We start from the raw sequence: 22,467 nt of genomic DNA, 5'->3' as shown, positions 1-22,467 counted from the left end.
AAAATCAGGTTTTGCTTTAGAATTCTCTTTAACAATTATGAATATTTGAAAATTTTTCTCTCGGTTTACAGCTATTGGTAATTGAGTCAGACATTTTAGTAAGGGAAGGAAACAGAGAACAGTTTTTCTGTTGTTTTCAACCTCAGTTTAATTTTATTTCTCAAAAATAAGGAGCAGAAGGCAGAAGGTTAAAGAGTATTCCCTCCTGCTCCTCTGCTCCTCTGCTCCTCTGCTAAATTACTGCCGAGAGGAAGTAGAACTTGAACCACCATTTCCGTTACGTTTGGCGATTTGTTGTTGCAAAATTTCCACAGCTTTCGCATATTGTGGATCTTGCAATGTGCCAATTTCGTCGCGGTTTTTCACCAATCTTTGCTTTTGTGCGTCGGAAAGTTCCACGACTACGTTAGGAGCAATTCCGGCGTGATTAATATCTCTACCGCTAGGAGTGAAGTACTTAGCAATAGTTACTGCTAATCCCGATCCATCGCCCAAGGGTCTGACTGATTGTACCAAACCCTTACCAAAGCTTTTTGTGCCTACCAAAACGGCGCGATTATTATCTTGCAATGCACCGGAGAGGATTTCGCTAGCACTAGCAGATCCGCCATCGATCAAAATCACCAATGGTTTATCTGTTAATTGGCGATGGTTAGCTTTTTGGCGTTCGCTTTCGCCTTGACGATCGACAGTAGAGACGATCGATCCCTCTTTCAACCACATCCGGGCAATATCAATACTCGCATAAAGTAACCCACCTGGGTTAGAACGGAGATCCAAAATATAACCAGCAACGCCTTGTTTTTCTAAAGCTTGAATTGCTTGACGCATTTCTGGTGCAGCATTAGCACTAAACTGATTCAAACGAATATAACCCAATCCACTGGGGATATCTTTGCGAGCGTCGAAACGTACTGGATGAATTTCGATTCTTTCCCGCTTCAGTTTAAAGATTTTTTCTTGGTTGTTCCGTTTAATAGTCAGGACAACTTCCGAATCTACTGGACCACGAATCAGATTTACTACGTCATTGACGTTCATTCCGTTAGTGCTCTTACCATCGATTTTAATAATTTCATCTTTGGCAATCACTCCCGCTTTTGCTGCTGGTGTACCTTCAATGGGGGAAATGACAATGATTTTCTTCGTATCTTCATCCTGAGTTAACTGGATACCCACACCCGTTAATTCCCCAGAGGTATCGATTTGCATACTCTTAAACTCTTGGGGGTCCATAAACCGGGTGTAGGGATCTTCCAGCCTTTTGAGCATTTCCCGGATTGCTTTGTAAGCATCTTCTTTTGTTGCGTAAGTCCGGCTCAGGTACTCGTTGCGGATAGCTTGCCAATCTACTTGGTTAAAGGTGCCATCCACATAATTGCGATCGACAATCTGCCAGACTTCATCAACAAGTTCTTTCGGACTTTCTCTGAAAAACGCCTGACTGGAAAGATGAATACCAGCGCCGGTGACAGCAACAGTCGTCAATACCGCAGCTGTCGCACTTACAACGAGACCTTTTCTAGTTATTGTCATACTGTTTTTACTGAGCCGGAGGGAAAAAACTGTTCTGCAAATAAGCCCAATTTAGCACAAGCTTCTGAAGTCAAAGTTCAGTGCTTATGACTATTTTGCTAATGGCATATTGACAAGTCATACGGTAATTAAGGATCTACCCAACGACCGTCTGATTTGATTAAGTTGATTAACTCCTCCACACCTTGAGACTCTGGGACTTTCTTAATTTCTTCTCTGCCACGATACAGAGAAATAAAACCGGGCTGTTTTCCCACATAACCGTAATCGGCATCTGCCATTTCTCCTGGGCCATTGACAATACAACCCATTACTGCTATGTCCAAACCAGTCAGGTGTTTGGTGGCTTCTCGCACTTTATGCAACACTTCTTCCAGGTTGAATAAAGTACGACCACAGGAAGGACAGGCGACATATTCGACCATCGTTTTCCTGAGTCCCAAAGCCTGAAGAATACTATAGCAGACTGGAATCTCTTTTTCTGGTGCTTCGGTGAGGGAAACTCGAATCGTGTCACCAATGCCATCTGCTAATAATGTAGCAATTCCTGCGGTGGACTTGATTCTGCCGTATTCCCCATCCCCGGCTTCGGTAACACCTAAATGTAGGGGGTAGTCCATTCCCAGTTCATCCATCCGCTTTGCCATCAGGCGATAAGCAGCAATCATCACGGGTACGCGGGAAGCTTTCAGGGAAATTACTAAGTTACGGAAATCGAGGGATTCACAAATGCGAAGGAATTCGATCGCAGATTCTACCATCCCCTCCGGTGTATCACCGTAAGTAAACAGCATTCTTTCAGCAAGCGAACCATGATTAACCCCGATTCGCATCGCCTTACCTTGATCGCGCAAGGAAACCACCAAAGGTTCTAAAGTTTCGCGGATTTTTTCCCCAATTTCGTCAAATTCGCTTTGAGTAAATTCGCCTCTATCCGGTCTAGGTTTCTCAAACACATATAATCCCGGATTAATCCGCACCTTGTCCACATATTTGGCGACTTCCAAAGCAATTTTCATGCCATTGTGGTGAACGTCAGCGACTAAAGGCACATCTTGGTAAGTTTCCCGGAGTTTTTGCTTAATTTCGCCAACTGCTTTAGCATGACCGACACTAGGAACGGTAACGCGCACAATTTCGCAGCCAATCTCATGCAAGCGACGAATTGCGGCAACCGATCCATCAATATCCATCGTGTCTTCGTTAATCATCGACTGTACCACCACCGGGTAGCCCCCGCCAATCGTAACGTTAGCGACTTTCACGGGACGAGTTTTCCGCCGTTTGATTACGGTATCAAATTCCGGTTGACTGGTAGAAGTAGCGGGATTGGGCAGTGTTTGCATAACCTATTCTTTACTTTGCTGATCCTCTCTGTTCTTCAGGTTGCCACAGAAGGGGACAATTTTGGCTAATCCAACTAGCAAAAGGCACAAAATTAGTTAGATGACTAACTAGCAAGCTGAACATTCTGTGCCAAAATCTAGATTAACGAACTAATCGAGTCACAACTCGTTACCCTTTGATAATCTAATGCTGGGAAAAATACTGGGTGGGCGTTACCAAATTATTCGCCACTTAGGAGGAGGAGGCTTCGGTACTACCTTCGTCGCTGTAGATAGGCATCTACCAGGTAATCCTCAGTGTGTCGTCAAAATTCCTGAACGCGGTCATTTTATTCGCCTCAATTTTGATGTACCTGGTTTGCGGAATTTGATGCAGAAATCTGGGATAAACAGTTTGAAGCGGATGTAGCAGCAGGTAAGCTTGATGCACTTGCAGAGAAAGCATTAAAACATTTACGGAAAGGACAATGAAAGAATTAATTAACCAAGAATTAGCAACACTGAACGAAGAACAACTTAAACAAGTTGTCGATTTTATTGCTTTCCTCAAATTCCGCGATCGATGTGCTACCTTGCGAGAAAATGAAAGTAAATTAGCAGCAATTTACAGTGAATTTGCTGAAGAAGATCAATTACTTGCTGAAGAGGGAATGGGTGAGTATGCCGAAATGTTGAGGAGAGAAGATTGACAGAAATTACTGTGAAAAGAGGTGAGATATGGATTGCTAACTTAAATCCTACTGAAGGTTCTGAACAAGCCGGAATCAGACCTGTAATTGTGTTTCAAAATGACATAGTTTCTCAATTTACAACTACTGTTTTAGCTATTCCTTTAACAACAAATCTGCGTCGTGCTTCTTTGCCAACCTGTCTGCTAATTTCTACTGGTGAAGGTGGTTTGCTGCAAGATTCTGTTGCTTTGTGTTACCAAATGCGAGTTCTTGATAAAAGAAGATTTCAGAGTAAGTTGGGTGAATTAAATTCAGAAACAATAACTAGATTAGAAGAAGTAATGTTATTGACTTTGGGTTATTGAATTAGCGATCGCACCACATCCCCCCAAACTCCTCACCAAAATGTAAAATGGTAAAATGCGATCGCACTCCTAGATTAACTATTTGCTAATATTTAAAAGCAAACATTTCGGTCTTGCTTATGACATTAGCAATTGTAGCTGAAAGAGCACCACTGCATATTACTGCTGATGGTGTAGTTCGAGTAGGCCAAACTCGCGTAACGCTTGATACTATAGTTTCTGTTTTCAAACAAGGAGCGACTACAGAAGAAATTGTTTATCGCTATCCATCTTTGAAACTTGCTGATGTATATGCTACTATTGCCTTCTATCTCAACCATCAGGATGAAGTTGAAGCATATTTACAGCTACGGCAGCAGGAAGCTCAAGAAGTTCGTAATATGAACAAAGCGAGGTTTGATCCGCAGGGTTTGCGCGACAGATTATTAGCTCGCAAAGCTGAACGGGAAGTATGTTGAAATTCCTTGCTGATGAGAACTTTGATAATACCATTGTTAGAGGATTATTTCGCCGTAGACCAAGTATTGATATTGTCCGAGTTCAAGATGTTAGTTTATCGGGTGAGGAAGATCCAACTATTTTGGCTTGGGCAGCCCAAGAAGATAGAATATTGCTAACTCATGATGTGGCTACAATTACACGCTTTGCTTATGAAAGAATCAGGGAAGGTTTACCGATGTCTGGTGTGATTGAGGTGAGTACAGATGCACAAGTTGGACGGGTGATAGAAGATATTTTGATGGTTATTGATTGTAGTTTAGAAGGCGAATTAGAAGGGCAGATTTATTATCTTCCGCTTTAATATAATCAGCAGGATAATGAAAAGTTGAAGGTAAATTTAAAATTGAATTAGCGATCGCACTACATCCCCCCAAACTCCTCACCAAAATGTAACATGATAAAATGCGATGAAACGATTTGTTGTTCTGACACATGAATAACCTAGAAGATATTGAACAAGCTATTAAGCAACTTTCCCCAGAGGAACTTGCGGCTTTTCGTACCTGGTTTGCGGAATTTGATGCAAAGGTCTGGGATCAAAAGTTTGAAGCGGATGTAGCAGCAGGTAAGCTTGATGCACTTGCTGAGAAAGCATTAAAACATTTACGGGAAGGACGCTGCACCGATTTGTGAGACACCGCAGCGGCTATTCGTCGAAAATTAGAAGCGGCGAGAAATAAAAGTAGGTAATATTTATAGTGATTGTTCAGGTTCAATTAATATTGATGAATAATCAACGCAATCAGGAAAATCTAAAATCTAAAATCTAAAATTGAATTAGCGATCGCACCCACATCCCCCCAACTCCTCACCAAAATGTAAAATGGTAAAATGCGATCGCTAAAAATCCTAACTATTTTGATTCGGGAAAATCGGGAATTACCCATTGGGGTGGCTGGGACATTTTTTTTCTTAAAGCAGCTTCGGCAATTTCGTGCATTTTATCTAACGGAACTTCGTTGATAAACTTTGATGCGGAGGCGGCGTATTCCTTATTCGGACATTTGTCACCCAAAACACAGCCATTAACGCAGGCTTCAGCACAATTTATTGTAGTTTCCATGTTCTCCTTCCTTGAGTCCTATTTTTCACCAATCACGATGCAAAACTTGTAACCTCTTTAGTGGTAAGGCGGTGATTAAATGAAAATTTCTTTTACAAATTGTAATACATAAACTAAATGTTGGCATCACACTCCAGAAATGGTTAAACTTCAGACATAACTATGCGTAATAGCTGGTATTGGGCAAAAAGGGAAATTATGATTGAACAATACCAGCCATTTTTTAGCTAATTGACAGGTAGGAGCAACAATGGCTTTGCAAGTAGAAGTTTTACAAGAAACTTTCCAGCAGATTAAAGAACAAACTGATGAGTTCGCCATTACTTTCTATGAAAATCTATTTCACGATTATCCCCAGATTCAACCTTTGTTTGCACGGACAAATATGATGGAACAACGCAAGCACTTAGTCCGCGCTTTAATGTTAACTATAGAAAATATTCGAGATACGGAAACGGTAAATGATGCTTTAAAACAACTGGGTGAGCGTCATGTACAATATGGAGCATTGAAAGAATATTATCCTGATTTCTGTGCTACTTTGTTGAAAACTTTTGAATTGTATTTGGGAGAAAATTGGACAGCAGAGGTAAAGCAAGCTTGGATTGATGCTTTTGCGGCGATATCTCAACTAATGTTAAAAGGTGCAGAGAAAATCGCTTGAAAGACTGGTGTTTTTTAGCACTTGATGAGTTAAAATCTCTTAATCTTCCCTGTTGTGTTTCTTGACTCGTAAGAATGTCTAACTCTTCACCTCTGACTGTTGGCTCAAAGCTAGAAAATCGCTATGAAATTGTCCGCGAGTTGGGACAAGGCGGCTTTGGACGTACTTACTTAGCGAGGGATATTAACCGTTATCAAGAACTTTGTGTTTTGAAAGAATTTGCTCCCCAAATTAAAGGCGGTAAGGAGTTACAAAAAGCCGAGGAGTTATTTGAACGGGAAGCAAGTGTTCTATATAAGTTGCAACATTCCCAAATTCCGAATTTTCGGGAGTTTCTCCGATCGCACTTAAACGGCAAACGATCGCTATTTCTAGTTCAAGATTATATCGAAGGTGAGAGTTACGCGCAACTTTTAAAACAGCGTTGTTTGAGTGAGGCGGAAGTAGTTGAGTTGCTGCGGCAAATTTTACCAGTTTTAGAATATATTCATTCTCAAGGTGTAGTACATCGCGATATTTCACCGGAAAATTTGATGCTGCGTAGTGCGGATCAAATGCCAGTTTTAATTGATTTTGGTGGGGTGAAACAAGCGGCGACAACTGCGGTTTCTAAGGCAACTGGACAACCTTTGGTAACTTTGTTGGGTAAGGAAGGTTACGCACCACCGGAACAAATTCGTCAGGGAAAAGCTTTTCCTAGCAGTGATTTGTATGCTTTGGCGGTGACGGTTTTGGTGTTAATTTCTGGTCAACAACCCAAGGAACTTTATGATAATTCTAAGGCGGTTTGGTGTTGGCGACAACATATCAGTTTGAGTCCTGAATTGGGGAGAATTTTAGATAAGTGTTTGGCTTATCGGGCTAGCGATCGCTATCAGTCAGCTAGAGAAGTTTTCCAACTTTTACCAACAGTTAATAATCCTAACCCTCAACCTATTGCTAATCCTAATCCTCAACCTGTTCCTGCTAGTAATCCGAATATTTCTCAAATACCAACTCTTAATTTTGTCGGTCGTCGGGGGTGGAAAACTAATGTTACTCAAGTTATTGCTAATGTAGGCAAAACTATTGTTAAATTACCTGGCAAAAAACTTTTTGGAGTCAAGTTTTTAGTCAATAGTTTAAAAGTAGGTGTAGTTGTTGTGGTGGGAGTTGGCGCTTGGAATTTTGCTCAAGCTGAGTTGTTAAAATTGCCGACAAAATTATCTTTTCCGAAGTTACCTAATTTGCCTAATTCTGCGACTTTAACTAAAGCTGAAATAGACCGTCAAACGGAAATTATGCGGCGCAGTAAGGCTTTAGGTGTGAGAAATTTTTATCCCCAGGTCGATCGCCTATTTTACGCTAAATATCCCCAACTAAAAGGACGTGCTTTAACTGAAAAACCAGAGGATGCGAAATATCGTCAGCGATGGTGTGATATTGCTGAGGATTTATTAGATAAATTAGAAAGGGAAAAGTCTATTTAACGTTGTCATTTGTCATTTGTCAGTAGTCATTTGTCATTAGTTATAAACTTTGAATAGTATAAAAGGGAAAAAATAAAACTGATGTCACAGACATTAGCAACGAGTGGGACGATCGCAGCTATTGCCACAGCGATTGTTCCCCAACAAGGTAGTGTAGGAATTGTGCGAGTTTCGGGAACGGAAGCGATCGCGATCGCGCAACAACTTTTTCATGCACCCGGTAAACAAAAATGGGAAACTCATCGAATTCTCTACGGTTATATTCGCCATCCCCAAACACAAGAATTAATTGATGAAGCGTTGCTTTTAATTATGCAAGCGCCTCGTTCTTTTACGCGAGAAGATGTTGTCGAATTCCACTGTCACGGGGGAATTATGGCAGTACAAAAAGTCTTACAATTGTGTATTGAACAAGGTGCAAGATTAGCACAACCGGGAGAATTTACCCTGCGAGCTTTTTTGAATGGCAGAATTGATTTAACTCAAGCGGAAAGTATAGCAGATTTAGTTGGTGCAAAATCTCCCCAAGCTGCACAAACTGCTTTAGCGGGGTTACAAGGAAAGTTAAGAGAACCAATTCGGCAATTACGAAATACTTGTTTAGATATTTTGGCAGAAATTGAAGCCAGAATCGATTTCGAGGAGGATTTACCACCATTAAATGAGGAAAATATTCAAGCACAAATCGCCGAAGTTACCGCAAAAGTGCAACAAATTTTAGCAACTGCCGATCGCGGAGAATTGTTACGAACTGGGATTAAAGTAGCGATTGTCGGTCGTCCCAATGTGGGAAAATCGAGTTTATTAAATGCTTGGAGTCGTAGCGATCGCGCGATCGTCACCGAACTACCGGGAACTACTAGAGACGTTGTTGAATCTCAGTTAGTTGTGGGAGGAATACCTGTACAAGTTTTAGATACTGCGGGAATTCGAGAAACTAGCGATGTGGTTGAGAAAATTGGGGTTGAGCGATCGCGCCGTGCCGCAGAAGCCGCTGACTTAATTTTACTGACAATTGATGCTGAAATTGGTTGGACAGAAGCCGAAACCGAAATTTACCAACAAGTCAAAAGTCGCCCAGTAATTTTAGTAATTAATAAAATCGATTTAATTACAGAAAATCAGAAACAAAATCTCTTAACTGCTATTCCTCAATTTCAATTTCAAGTCCACACTGCTGCTGCACTTAACCAAGGAATTGAAGAATTAGAAACAGCAATTTTAACAGTAATTCATGCTGGTAAAGCACAAGCCGCCGATCTAGATTTAGCAGTTAATCAAAGACAAGCAGCCGCCCTGACAAGCGCAAAAACTTCCTTAAAACAAGTCTTAACTACTATTGCTGAACAATTACCCTTAGACTTTTGGACAATTGACTTGCGAGGTGCAATTCAAGCATTAGGAGAAATTACTGGCGAGGAAGTAACAGAATCGGTACTCGATCGCATTTTCAGCCGCTTTTGTATTGGTAAATAATCGCCAATTACTAAATTAAGCCCGTAACAATTGTTTCACCGTCCCGATCAATTCTTGGGGATGGAAAGGTTTAGCAATGTAAGCATCTGCACCTTGTTTCATTCCCCAATAGCGATCGAACTCTTCCTTCTTCGCCGAACACATCACCACCACTAAATTCTGAGTTTTCGTATCACTTTTGAGCCGACGACAAACTTCGTAACCATTCATTCGAGGCATAATGATGTCTAACACCACTAAATCGGGAGGATTTCCGTCGATTTGTTCTAGTGCTTCGACACCATCACTAGCCACATTAACTTTTAGCCCCATTTTTGTGAGCAAATCAGAGATCATTTCTCTTTGAGCTTTATTGTCTTCCACAACTAGAACTGTCGTCATAGATTGTTACCTAAATTGTTTAGTTCAGGCATTTATAACCTAAGAGGGTTGTGTATCTAGGGTAGCATTACTCTTTCCAAGTAAAATTTACCATTTTTTTATACTTCCATTATCTCACTTCCACCAATTTAAGGGAATTTCCGGTTGACATATTGTTAGCTATTGGGTAATTACAGGGGGGCAGGGGGGCAGGGGGGCAGGGGAGAATTGTTGATTAAATTAAGGAACTTTCCCCCAGTCCCCAGTCCCCAGTCCCCAGTCCCCAGTCCCCAGTCCCCAGTCCCCAGTCCCCAGTCCCCAGTCCCCAGTCCCCAGTCCCCAGTCCCTAATTACCTTGGGCGACCTAAAGTAGTGATATACAAAACTGCTTCATCGGTAGGAATACCCAGGACTTCATTTACTTGATCGTCGAAGAAGCCGCCAATGCCGCTGACACCTAAGTTGAGGCGAATGGCGGCTAGGTTGAGTTTTTGTCCTAAATGTCCGGCATCTAGATGTAGGTAGCGGTAGACGCGATCGCCATATTTTGCCACTGCGGTTTTTAAATCAGCGGTGTGAAAAACTGTTGCTGCGGCATCTCTGCCTAATTCCTGTTGCAAACAGAGATAATACAACTCGCGCCGGAAGTTTTTAAAGCGAATTTGCCGCAATTCTTGGGCTTTGGGAGCGTAATAATAACAGCCTTCTTCTAAGCCATCAATACCAGATACAGCAATAAAGGTTTCGATTAAACTTAAGTCAAAATAATCAGGTGCAATGTCAAAATTTTGATCGATATAATGTTGGGGTTGGTAAGTAAAATCTAGTAAAGCTTTCAGTTCATTTAGTGTTAAATTAGCACCGTTATAAGCACGGGTAGAACGTCGCCGCAATATCGTATTTTCTAGTAATTCTTGATGCTCTCCCCAGTTTATTGGCTCAGTTTTGGTACTCACTTTTAGGCAGAAAGGAAAGTTATATTTATCTTCTAAGGATGACTGGTTAGTATCTTCTATTTTTTTCGATTCCTCAGAAATTTCTGTAGCTTCATGAAAGTATTTTATTAGTTCTCCGTCAGCTATGCGGGGATAATTTGTATCGATTCCAGAAGGTAGTGCTGTTGCTGCTAAGGGTAAATTTTGTTGGGGATCTAATAAGTCGGCTAAAGGAATTACAGTAGTTGCGCCTTCTTGTTCGGTGTCGATGTAAAGTAATTCGTTCAGTTGCCGATCGCTAAATCCACCAATTAAATGCGGACGGTAATCAGTGAGTGCGCCAGCTAATTCAATATTGCCTAATAAATGTCCTGTATCTAAATAAATTCTCCGGTAAGCTCGGTCTTGATATCGCCAAGCGGAACGGTAAAAAATTGCTGTAGTGACGATCGCTAATTGCGTATTATTTAACGTTGGATGCCAAAAGCAAGCTGTTTGTAATTCTGTCCAAACTTGCTTTTCCCAAAACTGAATTAAGGAGTGAGTTTTTGGCTGATAATTATATAATCCTGCGGGTAATAATGGCGTGCCACGCGAAATTAAATAAACTTCTGCTGGATACAAACCACCCGCAGAAGGAGCGGCTCTTAAGTATACTGGCTCTCCCGTCATTGTCAACATTTTAGCGGTTAAGCCATAAGTACAAAACAGCAAGCGTGATAACCTTTGCCACCAATTATCTTCTGAGGAATTGGCAATTTCGTCTGATTTTTCTGTAAGATAGGGCTTCAGGTCAAAAGAGATGCCAAGTCTATATTCTTTGAAAACCGCTGGCTGGCGTGACCAATCTAACCCATGACTCTTGCTAGCTATGGTTTTCGGGTCGTATTTGGTTCGCTCGTGGTAGTGCTGAGCGATCGAGATTTTTCCTGTGGTCATACCAGATTTTCTTTCTCTTCTGCTTCGCTTTTGATTTTGGCATTAACAGGGTAAAAAGTGTTATCTCTAAAGATACAAAGGTAACAATCACTAAATGGGTAAAATGTCAATAATTATGTTATTGCAGGAAAACTGCTATATTATTTGGCTTCCATCCGCAGAACCCCATCCAAATCTAAAAAAAATATTAGAAAAACTATAAATTTCTTTACAATATCGTAAATTTAAATTTTGTTTAAGCATAAATACTCAATATTTTCCTAAATTCTCAACTTAGTGGTGTCGTGACAGCATTAAAACCAAAATGCAGCATTTAAGCGCGGAGGAATTACTAGCTCTATATGCTAGCGGTAAAAGGGATTTTTCACAAATTAATTTAATTCAAGCAAATTTGTTTGAAGCAAATTTAGCGGATGTTAATCTCAATCAAAGCGATCTTCAGGAAGTTTATTTACCTTATGCTAATTTAAGCCAAGCTAATCTTTGTCAAGCAAAAATGTTAGCAGCAGAATTAAGTGACGCTAAACTTAATTCTGCGGATTTATCAGAAGCTAATTTACAGGATGCTAATCTCTCTCGCGCTAGTTTACGTTATGCCAATTTGCAAGGTGCGGACTTATCGGGAGCTAATTTGCAAGGCGCAGATTTGTATAATGCCGATCTTAGTTTTGCTGATTTAAGATATGCTGATTTAACTGGTGCTAATTTAGAAGAAGCTAAGTTAGATTGGGCTCAACTTGGGGGAGCTAACTTTTATCGCGCCAAAAAGGTAGATTTTTCTAAGGCAAAATCCGATCGCACCACTATTTTCCCTGACGGATATCGCCAAGATCTTTAAACTATCCCGTAGAACAGCCATCTCGCCTGTCACTGTGGAATAGATAACAACCATGAATATTCCGCCCGATTATAATATTGGGAAAGAATCGCTTCTATTTTAGCGACTCCAATCGGTTTGGTGAAATAATCATTAGCTCCAGCAGCTAAACAAGTTTCCCGTTCGCCTTTCATGGGTGTTGATGTGAGCATGATTACTGGTACGTGAGCTAAATCTTTTTGCGATCGCAACATTTTTAGTAATTCTAAACCAGAGCGATCGTTCGCCAAATAAACATCTAATATAATTAATCCCGGCTTAATTAGCCGCACCTGTTCCAAAAAACCTATACTACTTGATAAATGCTCTACTTGGTAGTTCAAAACTTTTAAGTAATTCTGCAAAACTAACGCGGTTTTATCATCATCTTCTATTAATAAAATAGGTCGTTTTTGCATTAATTGCTCTTCACCTAAGATAATTTCTTCTCTAATATTGCTCACCGTATTTTTTTCTATTTGCTGATATTGAGAGGAACCATTAGCAAAATTTCTTAAAGATAAATCTGGAAGATAAATTGTAAATTCACTTCCTACTCCTGGCTGAGATTCTACAGTTAAATCTCCGCCATGTAGTCGAGCTAAACGACGAGTTAAAACCAAGCCTAAACCAGTTCCCTGATATTGACGATTCAGTTTACTATCTAACTGAGAAAAAGGCTGAAATAAAGATGAGATATCTTCAGGCGCAATCCCAATTCCTGTATCTGCTACAGTAAATGAAGTGCCTTTTGGTTCTTTTTTCACGATTAAAGTTACTTGTCCAGCTGGAGTAAATTTGATTGCGTTAGAAAGTAAATTTAATAACATTTGGCAAAGGCGGCGTTGATCGGCAATAAAATGACTAACTTGCGGATCGATTTCACTTTTTAGGGTCAACCCTTGACTTTTAGCCTTTTCTGCAACAATAGACAAGCAATAATAACATAATTCTCTAATTTCTACACTTTCAATCATTAGTTCTTCTTTCCCCGCTTCCACTTTAGCTAAGTCGAGGATATCGTTAATTAATGATAGTAAATGTTCGCCACTGCTATAAATGCAGTTAATATAATCCTTTTGTTTCGGACTAAGTTTGCCATAAAATTCTTGCTGAAGCATTTGGGATAAACCCAAAATTGAGTTTAACGGAGTGCGTAATTCATGACTCATATTTGCCAAAAATTCACTTTTCGATCGATTAGCTGCTTCGGCTTCTGACTTGGCTTTTTCTAACTCTTGAGTGCGATGTTTAACTAACTGTTCTAAGCGTTCGTAACTGATGGCGTTATAAAGTGCGATCGTCGCTTGTTCAGCAATTCTTTCTAGTAATTTGATTTCTTCCTCAGTAAAGTTCCGATAGGATGACGTAGTATGTAAACCTAAACCACCAAACAATCGATCGTGAATGAAAATTGGTACGCTCAATACCGAACGAATCTGGAATTTTTGAATATTTTCCTCTTGTGCAGCTGTCACCGGATAAGGTGGATAATAAGGCACATGAAAAGCTTTTCTTGTATTAAATTCTGATTCAGGATCTAGTAAATCTGACCATTCGGAAAGTGGCACTTTAAAATCTAACATGGAAGGAATTTGTAAATTAGCCAACCACTGATTTAATACCTGAATTTCTCCTGATTCTGTAGCGAATAAAATTACCCGATCGACATTAAAACATTCCCCTGTTAACCGGACAATCTGTTGTAAAATATGTTCGGGATCGAGGCTTCTATTCAGAACTCGAAAAATTTCATTCAAAATTCTTTCTCTTTCAGCCTGTTCTTGATTCTTTAGGGCAACTTCTTGATATTCTTTCAGGTCTAAAATTGGAGTAATTAATTTATTCTTGCCGTTTTTGATTGCGATCGCTTTAATTTCCCGTTCTACAATTGCTACTATCCTTGTTAAATTATCCTTAATTAAACAATCATTTGCCCCAGCTTTCATTGCCGTCACTATCAAATCTTCATCGCGACTTTCCGCTAGGATAATCACTGGCAAATTTAAAACTTTCTTTCTAATTATTTGCAATACAACTAAAGCATTAAAAGCTCTTAATGAGTAATCGGTAATGGCAATATCCCAAGCTTGTCTTTCTAAAGCTACATTCATAGCTTGGGGTGTTTCTACCCTGGTAAATAATGGCGTATAACCACCACGTTTTAGTTCATTCTCTAACAACTTAGCATCCTCTTTCGAGTTTTGAATTAATAAAATGCGTAGTGGCACAGTCATATATTTTATGGGTTTTAAGATGACTAGGATTATTGGAAAACAATCACTAAAGTTTTCTAGGCAGATGATTTATGTATAAAATATTCTTACTTAAACCTCTGAATGAGTTGTCAACTTTTAATTTAATAGTAACTTGAGAAATTATCTTAAGTCCAGTATTTTCCTAAAGTTTACAAATAGTGATAGTCTATCCGCTAACTTTGTACCATACTTTCTTAGTTGCTATGTGTTGTGAATACTACAACGACGATCGATTTTTAAAGAGAAATGAAAAATTCAAACTTTCCTTAACATAACTAAGCAGATTTATTCATTGTGGCACTTTCTTAAAACCAACCTTAGTTTCCCAACTGCTCAATCCTTAAATCAATCAAAGGTTTTTCTTCATAGTCAAATTCCGTTTTATAGATTTGACTATGGTATGATGAAAAGTTTGCACATCATTCATTAGTCAGGTTAAAGTCAGGAGTTACCCTTATGGCTCGGATGTACTATGATTCTGATGCCAATTTAGATTTATTGGCAAATAAAACGGTAGCGATTATCGGTTATGGTTCTCAAGGTCACGCTCACGCTTTAAATCTTAAAGATAGCGGCGTTAACGTAATAGTTGGTTTGTATCCGGGAAGTAAGTCCGCAACTAAAGCCAAAGATGCTGGCTTAGAAGTTTACAACGTAGCGGAAGCTGCTCAAAAAGCTGACTGGATTATGATCCTACTGCCAGATGAAGTTCAAAAAAGTATTTATAAAAACGAAATTGAACCCCATTTGACAGAAGGTAAAGTCCTCTTGTTCGCTCACGGGTTCAACATCCATTTTGGTCAAATTGTCCCACCAGAAAACGTAGATGTGGTCATGGTGGCACCTAAAGGCCCAGGACATTTGGTAAGACGGACTTACGAACAAGGAGAAGGAGTACCTTGTTTATTTGCAGTTTATCAAAATGGTAGTGGACAAGCACGCGATCGAGCAATGGCTTACGCTAAAGGCATTGGCGGTACTCGCGCCGGAATTTTGGAAACCACCTTCCGCGAAGAAACCGAAACTGACTTATTCGGCGAACAAGTCGTCCTCTGTGGCGGTTTGAGTGCCCTAATTAAATCAGGTTTTGAAACCTTAGTCGCGGCTGGATATCAACCAGAACTCGCTTACTTTGAATGCTTACATGAAGTCAAATTAATTGTTGACTTAATCGTAGAAGGTGGCTTAGCCAAAATGCGCGACAGCATTTCTAACACCGCTGAATACGGCGACTTAACTCGTGGTCCTCGCATCGTCACCGACGAAACTCGCGCCGAAATGCGAAAAATTCTCCAAGAAATTCAATCTGGACAATTTGCCAGAGAATTTGTCTTGGAAAACCAATCTGGTAAGCCTGGTTTCACTGCTATGCGCCGCCAAGAAGCTGAACACCCCATTGAAGAAGTCGGCAAAGATTTACGGGCTATGTTTAGCTGGCTGAAAAAAGACTAATTTCTTAATTTCCCAGATGGGGGAATGGGAGCAGGGGAACAGGGGAGCAGGAAAACTGATTAAGCAAATTATTTTCTCCTCCGATCGTCAATTAACCCTGCTCTGTCCCCTCTGCCTTACTCTGCACTCGGTACTGGTGCGTAGGCGTTAATTACTTCTGATAAAGAGACGTGAGGGGGGGTTAGTTGTGGCGGGCGATGAAGGCGAATTAGTTGGGCTAGAGTTGATTTGAGGTTGGTTCTGGGGACGATCGCATCGACAAAACCATGCTGCAACAAATATTCCGAGGTTTGGAAACCTTCGGGTAATTTTTCTCTTAAAGTTTGTTCGATGACTCGTTTACCTGCAAAGCCGATCGTCGCTTTTGGTTCTGCCAAAATAATATCTCCCAGCATGGCAAAACTGGCGGTTACGCCTCCAGTTGTCGGGTGAGTTAATACGGGAATGTAAAGCAGTCCGGCTTCTCGGTGACGTTCTAGGGCGGCTGAGATTTTCGCCATTTGCATCAAGCTCAACATTCCTTCTTGCATTCTGGCTCCACCAGAAGCACATACGATGATTACAGGTAAGCGTTCCAGGGTCCCTCTTTCTATTAAACGGGTGAGTTTTTCCCCGACTACAGAGCCCATGCTACCACCCATAAACCGGAAGTCCATTACTCCTAAAGCGACTCTTTCGCCTTCGAGTTGTCCGACTCCGGTATTGACGGCATCGACTAAGCTGGTTTTTTCTTGGGTGTCTCGCAGTCGATCGCGGTAGGATTTGCGATCGCGAAATTGCAGCGGATCTGTGGGACGCACTCCCTCATCCATTGGCATCCAAGTATTAGCATCTATTAATTGACGGATGCGCTCATTACTGTAAATCCTAATGTGATGACCACAGTCCCGGCAAACCATCTGATTAGCTCTCAGATCTTTGGTATAGGACACCACACCGCAAGCTTCGCACTTTGTCCACAGTCCGTCGGCAATTTCTCTTTCTTGCCGTTCTTGACTAATGGGACTGATAGATTTCTTCCGATTTGCAAACCAATCAAATAGAGACATGAAAATAGTTTTTTTTAACTAAGCCGGAGTATCATCAACTTTAACTTTTTGGCAAAACCTGAATCTATTAAAGATGGATGAAGATCCGTTTGTTTCCTGTTTTTAACTCAGGTCAGAGTGAGGTCGGATTTTAAATCTGCTGTTTACCGCCTTGAATCTTGGCGCTGAGGAATTATAGCATAAGGTTTGGGTCAATAGATCGGAGTTTCCGTATACTTAATCCTTATACCTGGAGCAAATCACACAAATGTTGTGATATACATTACTTTTCCAGCCCGGAAAACTCACATTTTGTTCTAGCTAGCAATCACACTAGTAGAATTTAGTTACAAAATAGAATATATTTTATAGTTACCATCGGGAGACTATAGCCAAGTGAAGATTTACGACAAGTACTTAAAGCCAAATCCATTTACTACTTATCGTGACCCTAAGACAGGTAAATGGATCGTAGTTGTGCAAAATCATGTGCCGAATCAACAACCTCAAGCTAGTTCTTAGCCCAAGGGAAAAAACAGTTTTAAATAAGCTGATAAAATCATTTCGCCTAAGAAAACGGCGATCGCTGCTCCTAGTGCCAGAAAAGGGCCAAAGGGCATAGCTTGTCGTCGGTTTAGTAAGCCAAGGGCGATCGCTCCTCCACCCACAAACGATCCGATTAAGCAAGCTAAAAACCCAGCTAATAATAAATTTTTCCATCCTAACCAAGCTCCCATCATGGCGGCTAATTTAGCATCTCCACCACCCATTGCCGCTTGTCCAAAGATTACCGAACCTATAATAATAATCAAGTCAAATAACCAAATTCCTAAAACAGCAGCGACTACACCTGCAAATAATTGATTAATTCCTTGAGCTAAATTGTAGTTGGGTAGAAAACCAAGTATAAATTGAAACATTAACCCAAGAATTAAACCTGATTGCGTTAGGGAATTGGGTAAAGTCATCGTATCTAAATCAATTAAAGCTAGGGCTAATAACCAGCATAAAAATGCCCAAAAAGCAAGGGTTTGCAGGGAAAAACCGAACTGCCAAAAAACTAACAAAAATAAAATTCCTGTGGCGGCTTCTACTAAAGGATAGCGGAGAGCAATTTTGCTGCGACAATAGCGACAACGCCCTTTTAACCAAAGCCAACCAAAAACCGGAACGTTATCATAAGGTTTGAGTTGATTTAAGCATTTAGGACAGCGAGAAGGCGGATAAAGTAAGGATAATTCGGCTGGTAATCGGTAAATAACAACATTCAGAAAACTGCCAAAACATGAACCTACAAAAAATACAAATATATTGAGTAATAATTCTAGGAAAATATCCACTTTTTTATTCTCCCTGGAAGTTTTGCATTTGCGATATAATTAACATTGTTGCTTCTGACTGGTTTACAGGTGCAGAAAACAAATAACCTTGTCCATATTCGCATTTTAATTCCCGAAGTTTGGTTAATTGTTGTAATGTTTCTATTCCTTCGGCAACTGCTTCCATGCCTAAGTTATGAGCTAGAATTACAATAGCTTTGGAAATTTCTAAACTGTTAATATCGTTGTCGATTCTGGTGACAAAAGAGCGATCGACTTTCAGAGTATCGATCGGAAAGCGATGCAGATAACTTAAAGAAGAATACCCAGTACCAAAATCGTCAATGTAAATTTTGATGCCTAAGTTTCTTAATTGATTAATTACTGCGATCGCCGCTTCTGGATTTTCAATAATCGCACCTTCGGTAATTTCCAGCCTTAAAAAACTAGGATTTAAATCAGTAATTTGTAAAACTCTAGTAATTTGTTCGACTAAATTTGCTTGAGCAAATTGTTTACCAGAAAAGTTTACCGAAACTGTGAAAGATTCAGGAATTACTAATTCTTCTTGCCAGAGTTTCATTTGTTGGCAAGCTTGATGCAGCACTAACCAATCAATTTGTAAGATTAATCCGGTTTCTTCAGCTAAGTTGATAAATTCCCCTGGATTCATTAAACCACGTTGCGGATGTTGCCAGCGGACTAAAGCTTCAAAACCGACAATTTGGTAATTGGTTAATGAAAAAATTGGTTGATAGTAAACTGTAAATTCTTGCCGTTCAATGGCTTTGCGGAGATCGGTTTCTAATTGTAACTGTGCGACAACTTGAGTGTGCATCGATCTATCATATACTTGATAACAAGCTCCCCCAACCCGCTTGGCTCTATACATAGCAATGTCAGCATTACGAAGTAAACTTTCAATGCCATCGAAAATTTCTGAACTCATGACAATCCCAATACTGGCATTAGTAAATATTTCATAATCTTCAACAATAAAAGGTAAACTTAATTCTTTAACAATCTGGTTGGCAATGCTACAAACTACTTTAATATTTGCGACATTTTCTAAGATAATAGCAAATTCATCTCCTCCTAAACGGGCAACTAAATCATTATTATTTAAAGAGTTTTTGATCCGAGATGCGATCGCAATTAGCAGTTTATCTCCGATAAAATGTCCTAAGCTATCATTGACGAATTTAAAACGGTCAACATCTAAAAATAATACGGCAAACAAGTAATTTTTTTGCTGTTTCGATCGCTGAGTTGCTTGTTCTAATCGATGTAAAAATAAAGCCCGATTTGGTAAATTTGTTAGTGCATCGTGAAATGCTTGATAGGCTAATTTAGCTTCCGCTAATTTTTGTGCGGAAATATCCCGAAACACGAAGACTGAACCTTTAATTTTACCTTTACGATCCTTAATTGGTGCGGCACTATCTCCAATTGGCACTACTTTACCATTCTTTGCCACCAGTAAAGTTTGTGATGGTAAGTTCACAGTATTACCTGCTTCTAAAGTTTCTGCTAAGGGAATTTGAATCGGGGTGCGATCGGTTTCATCTATTATTTGAAGAACCTCTGCTAAATCTTTCCCAATCGCCTCTTCTTGCTGCCATCCAGTTAAAGTTTCCGCAATGGGATTCATAAAAGTAATACAAGCTTTACGATCGTTAGCAATTACTCCATCACCGATACTTGTCAGTATAGCAGTAAACCATTGAGATTTTTCTCGTAATTGCTTTTCTATTTGATGCTTATACAAAGCCATTTCAATAGTAGTTTGCAATTCTCTTTCTTCAAATGGCTTAATTAAGTAACCAAATGGTAATGTCAATTTGGCACGTTTTAAGGTTTCTTTATCGGCGTAAGCAGTTAAATAAACTACTGGAATACCTAATTGTGTTCGGATCGTTTCCGCCGCTTCTATTCCATCCATTTCCCCTGCTAACCTAATATCCATTAATACTAAATCAGGTTGCTCTTCTTGAGCTTTTTCAATAGCTAATTCCCCTGAATCAACAATTGCTATCACTATATATTCCAACTCTTCTAAAGTAGTTTGTAAATCTATAGCGACAATCGCTTCATCTTCGACTACTAAAATTTTTGCTGCTTCCATCTTGATACTATTTGCTATGCTTGAATTTTGGTTAAATCATTATTTGAAAAAATTTAGAATTCCGCGGCAGCATAATCAAAGCATGACGAAAGCCTCCTTCGCTTTCCCGGAGTGCTTCTTCTGTCTGTTTCTGTTTTATTGTTCGATCGTCTCATTCGTTATAGATGCTACATCAGGATTACTACAGGTTGCTTATAATTACTATGATATTTCTTTGATGTAAGAAATTTGTCATAAAAAACAAATGTATAACATATATAAGATAACTAAACCGGATTAGCAAAGTTTTATTGCTGAATTTGGTAGCCTATATCACATTAAAATATTAAGCTGAGGCGGGTAAGTTGGGATTTAAGTCAAATTAATAACAGAGATAATCTATATTCCTGAGACTTTTCCGCACAAATTTCTTTGCCTAAATTTCTTTTAAGCAATTACGGATCTTGGTTTATTTATATTTACAAATTATCAGTTTTAGTTCTAATAATCAGTAAATCAGTTCAATATAATTCCGATTCAATCTGATTAAACGGCACAAAACATTCAGCGGGTAAGAGGACTGGTTTATGAGAAAAAATCAGTTTACCTCGGTAATTATTCTGATTAATTACTACACCCAAAGGACGCTGAGAAACATTAGGATGTACTTCGTAGTAGATGCGATAAATGTTACGAGCAGCTTTCAGTATACCTGGATCGGGTAAAGCCGGAACATTTGATGAACTGATGTCAACTTCTACCTGTTGTTTTGCAGCTTTGAGCACTGTTTTATCCCATTTTTCTATTGGACTTGTTAGGTGCTGCGGCAGCTGATAAGCTGTTACGCATTTAAAAGTCATATTGTAGGGTGCGTCAGATTTAGATATTTTCCTTTCTACATAGGCTTTACCGTCTGACGCACCCTACTCGTTAATAAGTGATTTAAATGCGTAACAGCTTATTAATAGCTGCCAATAACACAAGGAAGATTAAGATTTGAGATTTTCTAGTTCTGTCAATAGGGCATCTCCCATCCCTCGACAGCCTAAAAGTGTCATTCCTTCTGACATAATATCGCCAGTGCGATAACCTTTGTCTAGGACTTGCATTACTGCCTGTTCAATTCGGTCAGCGGCGAGGGGTCGATCGAGTCCGTAACGCAGCATCATTGCGGCACTAAGCACCTGTGCTAAGGGATTTGCCTTATCTTGACCAGCAATGTCAGGGGCAGATCCGTGGACTGGTTCAAACACTCCGGGGCCGCTAGCACCTAAACTGGCAGAAGGTAACATACCAATACTACCTGTTAACATTGCCGCTGCATCAGAAAGAATATCGCCAAATAAATTTCCGGTAACAATTGTGTCGAATTGTTTAGGGGCGCGAACTAACTGCATGGCAGCATTATCTACGTAAAGATGAGATAATTCGATATCGGGATATTCTGGTGCTAATTGAGTAATTCGATCGCGCCACAATTGCGAAACTTCTAACACATTTGATTTATCTACTGAGCAAAGTTTACCGCGGCGTTTCTGAGCAGTTTCAAAGGCTACTTTACCGATGCGATCGATCTCACTTTCCGTATAAGCCATCGTATTTACACCCCGTTTTTCCCCAGATTCAGTAGGAAAAATTCCTTTGGGTTGACCGAAATAAATTCCCCCTGTGAGTTCTCTGACCACCATAATATCTACACCTTCCACCACTTCTTTTTTTAATGTGGAAGAGTCAATTAATTGCGGTAGAATTTTCGCAGGACGCAGATTAGCAAACAAACCTAATCCCGCCCTTAACCCTAAAAGTCCTTGTTCGGGACGTTGCTGCGAAGGTAAATTATCCCACTTCCAACCCCCAATAGCGGCGAGTAAAACGGCATCACTGTTACGACAAATTTCTAATGTAGCGGGTGGTAAAGGATCGCCTGTATCATCAATAGCAGCACCACCGATTTTGGCTTTTTGAAATTCAAAGGTGATATCTAATTGTTGACCTACCGCTTTTAATACATCTACTGCAACGGTAGTTATTTCTGGGCCTATTCCATCACCAGGCAAAAGCGTAATCCGATATTTTTGTGATTGTGTCATATCTGTTCCCAATCTGAAATTGCAGAATATTTATT

At 39.9% G+C, this 22,467-nt stretch carries 23 protein-coding genes; 12 read left to right on the top strand and 11 right to left on the bottom strand.

Annotation, left to right across the window (positions count from 1 at the left end; all coding sequences use genetic code 11):
* Positions 1 to 237: 237 nt before the first annotated feature.
* Positions 238 to 1,536 carry a carboxyl-terminal processing protease CtpC gene (gene ctpC / locus ACE1B6_RS13130; protein WP_413257687.1) on the bottom strand — a complete coding sequence of 433 codons (1,299 nt, stop codon included), beginning with the start codon at positions 1,534 to 1,536 and terminating at the stop codon, positions 238 to 240.
* A gap of 128 nt (positions 1,537 to 1,664) precedes the next feature.
* The gene (gene ispG, locus ACE1B6_RS13125) at positions 1,665 to 2,882 is read right to left on the bottom strand and encodes a (E)-4-hydroxy-3-methylbut-2-enyl-diphosphate synthase (RefSeq protein ID WP_413257686.1); all 1,218 of its coding nucleotides are present in this window, start codon (positions 2,880 to 2,882) and stop codon (positions 1,665 to 1,667) included.
* 187 nt (positions 2,883 to 3,069) lie between these two features.
* On the opposite strand from ispG, the gene ACE1B6_RS13120 reads away from it, so the two are divergent.
* From ACE1B6_RS13120 to ACE1B6_RS13095, 6 genes are all read left to right on the top strand, one after another.
* Positions 3,070 to 3,291: a hypothetical protein gene (locus tag ACE1B6_RS13120; RefSeq protein WP_413257685.1), complete on the top strand. Its 222-nt coding sequence runs from the start codon at positions 3,070 to 3,072 to the stop codon at positions 3,289 to 3,291.
* 58 nt (positions 3,292 to 3,349) lie between these two features.
* Entirely contained in the window at positions 3,350 to 3,571 is a 222-nt protein-coding gene (locus tag ACE1B6_RS13115) for a hypothetical protein (RefSeq protein WP_413257684.1), read from the top strand.
* A 5-nt stretch (positions 3,572 to 3,576) separates the two neighbouring features.
* Positions 3,577 to 3,918, top strand: coding sequence for a type II toxin-antitoxin system PemK/MazF family toxin (locus tag ACE1B6_RS13110; RefSeq protein WP_459563024.1), 342 nt, complete (start codon positions 3,577 to 3,579; stop codon positions 3,916 to 3,918).
* 119 nt (positions 3,919 to 4,037) lie between these two features.
* Positions 4,038 to 4,376, top strand: a complete 339-nt coding sequence (locus ACE1B6_RS13105) for a DUF433 domain-containing protein (RefSeq protein WP_413257682.1) — start codon at positions 4,038 to 4,040, stop codon at positions 4,374 to 4,376.
* Positions 4,370 to 4,720, top strand: a complete 351-nt coding sequence (locus ACE1B6_RS13100) for a DUF5615 family PIN-like protein (protein ID WP_413257681.1) — start codon at positions 4,370 to 4,372, stop codon at positions 4,718 to 4,720. Before ACE1B6_RS13105 ends, ACE1B6_RS13100 begins: the two co-directional genes overlap by 7 nt.
* A gap of 131 nt (positions 4,721 to 4,851) precedes the next feature.
* On the top strand, positions 4,852 to 5,052 hold the full coding sequence (locus ACE1B6_RS13095) for a hypothetical protein (RefSeq protein WP_413257680.1): 201 nt from the start codon (positions 4,852 to 4,854) through the stop codon (positions 5,050 to 5,052).
* Positions 5,053 to 5,272: 220 nt separating this feature from the next.
* Here ACE1B6_RS13095 and ACE1B6_RS13090 read toward each other — a convergent pair whose 3' ends face one another.
* A complete protein-coding gene (locus ACE1B6_RS13090) occupies positions 5,273 to 5,482 on the bottom strand; it encodes a hypothetical protein (protein ID WP_413257679.1) in 210 nt (69 codons plus the stop codon).
* Positions 5,483 to 5,732: 250 nt separating this feature from the next.
* On the opposite strand from ACE1B6_RS13090, the gene ACE1B6_RS13085 reads away from it, so the two are divergent.
* The 3 genes from ACE1B6_RS13085 to mnmE all read left to right on the top strand — a co-directional run bounded on the left by ACE1B6_RS13085 (position 5,733) and on the right by mnmE (position 9,091).
* Positions 5,733 to 6,146 (top strand): globin family protein, encoded by a 414-nt coding sequence (locus ACE1B6_RS13085; RefSeq protein ID WP_413257678.1) that lies wholly within the window; start codon positions 5,733 to 5,735, stop codon positions 6,144 to 6,146.
* Positions 6,147 to 6,220: 74 nt separating this feature from the next.
* Entirely contained in the window at positions 6,221 to 7,615 is a 1,395-nt protein-coding gene (locus tag ACE1B6_RS13080; RefSeq protein WP_413257677.1) for a protein kinase domain-containing protein, read from the top strand.
* A gap of 81 nt (positions 7,616 to 7,696) precedes the next feature.
* A complete protein-coding gene (gene mnmE / locus ACE1B6_RS13075; RefSeq protein WP_413257676.1) occupies positions 7,697 to 9,091 on the top strand; it encodes a tRNA uridine-5-carboxymethylaminomethyl(34) synthesis GTPase MnmE in 1,395 nt (464 codons plus the stop codon).
* A gap of 15 nt (positions 9,092 to 9,106) precedes the next feature.
* Here the strand turns inward: mnmE and ACE1B6_RS13070 are convergent, their stop codons facing one another.
* Both ACE1B6_RS13070 and ACE1B6_RS13065 read right to left on the bottom strand, forming a co-directional pair.
* Positions 9,107 to 9,472, bottom strand: a complete 366-nt coding sequence (locus ACE1B6_RS13070; RefSeq protein ID WP_413257675.1) for a response regulator transcription factor — start codon at positions 9,470 to 9,472, stop codon at positions 9,107 to 9,109.
* A 329-nt stretch (positions 9,473 to 9,801) separates the two neighbouring features.
* Positions 9,802 to 11,325 carry a SagB/ThcOx family dehydrogenase gene (locus tag ACE1B6_RS13065; protein WP_413257674.1) on the bottom strand — a complete coding sequence of 508 codons (1,524 nt, stop codon included), beginning with the start codon at positions 11,323 to 11,325 and terminating at the stop codon, positions 9,802 to 9,804.
* 304 nt (positions 11,326 to 11,629) lie between these two features.
* Here ACE1B6_RS13065 and ACE1B6_RS13060 point away from each other — a divergent pair, with 304 nt between their 5' ends.
* The gene (locus ACE1B6_RS13060) at positions 11,630 to 12,163 is read left to right on the top strand and encodes a pentapeptide repeat-containing protein (RefSeq protein ID WP_413257673.1); all 534 of its coding nucleotides are present in this window, start codon (positions 11,630 to 11,632) and stop codon (positions 12,161 to 12,163) included.
* A gap of 29 nt (positions 12,164 to 12,192) precedes the next feature.
* Here the strand turns inward: ACE1B6_RS13060 and ACE1B6_RS13055 are convergent, their stop codons facing one another.
* Positions 12,193 to 14,418, bottom strand: a complete 2,226-nt coding sequence (locus tag ACE1B6_RS13055; protein ID WP_413257672.1) for a response regulator — start codon at positions 14,416 to 14,418, stop codon at positions 12,193 to 12,195.
* A gap of 477 nt (positions 14,419 to 14,895) precedes the next feature.
* Here ACE1B6_RS13055 and ilvC point away from each other — a divergent pair, with 477 nt between their 5' ends.
* Positions 14,896 to 15,891 (top strand): ketol-acid reductoisomerase, encoded by a 996-nt coding sequence (gene ilvC, locus ACE1B6_RS13050; protein WP_413257671.1) that lies wholly within the window; start codon positions 14,896 to 14,898, stop codon positions 15,889 to 15,891.
* 116 nt (positions 15,892 to 16,007) lie between these two features.
* Here ilvC and accD read toward each other — a convergent pair whose 3' ends face one another.
* Positions 16,008 to 16,940 (bottom strand): acetyl-CoA carboxylase, carboxyltransferase subunit beta, encoded by a 933-nt coding sequence (gene accD, locus ACE1B6_RS13045; RefSeq protein WP_413257670.1) that lies wholly within the window; start codon positions 16,938 to 16,940, stop codon positions 16,008 to 16,010.
* Between the two features lie 375 nt (positions 16,941 to 17,315).
* Between accD and ACE1B6_RS13040 the strand changes: the two genes are divergently transcribed.
* A complete protein-coding gene (locus ACE1B6_RS13040; protein ID WP_413257669.1) occupies positions 17,316 to 17,441 on the top strand; it encodes a hypothetical protein in 126 nt (41 codons plus the stop codon).
* On the opposite strand, the gene ACE1B6_RS13035 is transcribed toward ACE1B6_RS13040, so the two are convergent.
* The 4 genes from ACE1B6_RS13035 to leuB all read right to left on the bottom strand — a co-directional run bounded on the left by ACE1B6_RS13035 (position 17,438) and on the right by leuB (position 22,432).
* Positions 17,438 to 18,259, bottom strand: a complete 822-nt coding sequence (locus ACE1B6_RS13035; protein ID WP_413257668.1) for a prepilin peptidase — start codon at positions 18,257 to 18,259, stop codon at positions 17,438 to 17,440. The genes ACE1B6_RS13040 and ACE1B6_RS13035 overlap by 4 nt on opposite strands.
* A gap of 4 nt (positions 18,260 to 18,263) precedes the next feature.
* Positions 18,264 to 20,363, bottom strand: coding sequence for an EAL domain-containing protein (locus ACE1B6_RS13030; RefSeq protein WP_413257667.1), 2,100 nt, complete (start codon positions 20,361 to 20,363; stop codon positions 18,264 to 18,266).
* 500 nt (positions 20,364 to 20,863) lie between these two features.
* Positions 20,864 to 21,127, bottom strand: a complete 264-nt coding sequence (locus ACE1B6_RS13025; protein ID WP_413257666.1) for a hypothetical protein — start codon at positions 21,125 to 21,127, stop codon at positions 20,864 to 20,866.
* A gap of 204 nt (positions 21,128 to 21,331) precedes the next feature.
* Positions 21,332 to 22,432, bottom strand: coding sequence for a 3-isopropylmalate dehydrogenase (gene leuB / locus ACE1B6_RS13020; RefSeq protein WP_413257665.1), 1,101 nt, complete (start codon positions 22,430 to 22,432; stop codon positions 21,332 to 21,334).
* Positions 22,433 to 22,467: the final 35 nt, after the last annotated feature.

Origin of the sequence: Floridaenema fluviatile BLCC-F154, from assembly GCF_041929135.1 — a bacterium.
Classification (GTDB): Bacteria; Cyanobacteriota; Cyanobacteriia; order Cyanobacteriales; family Aerosakkonemataceae; genus Floridanema; species Floridanema fluviatile.
This window is presented reverse-complemented; position numbering and strand designations above follow the sequence as displayed.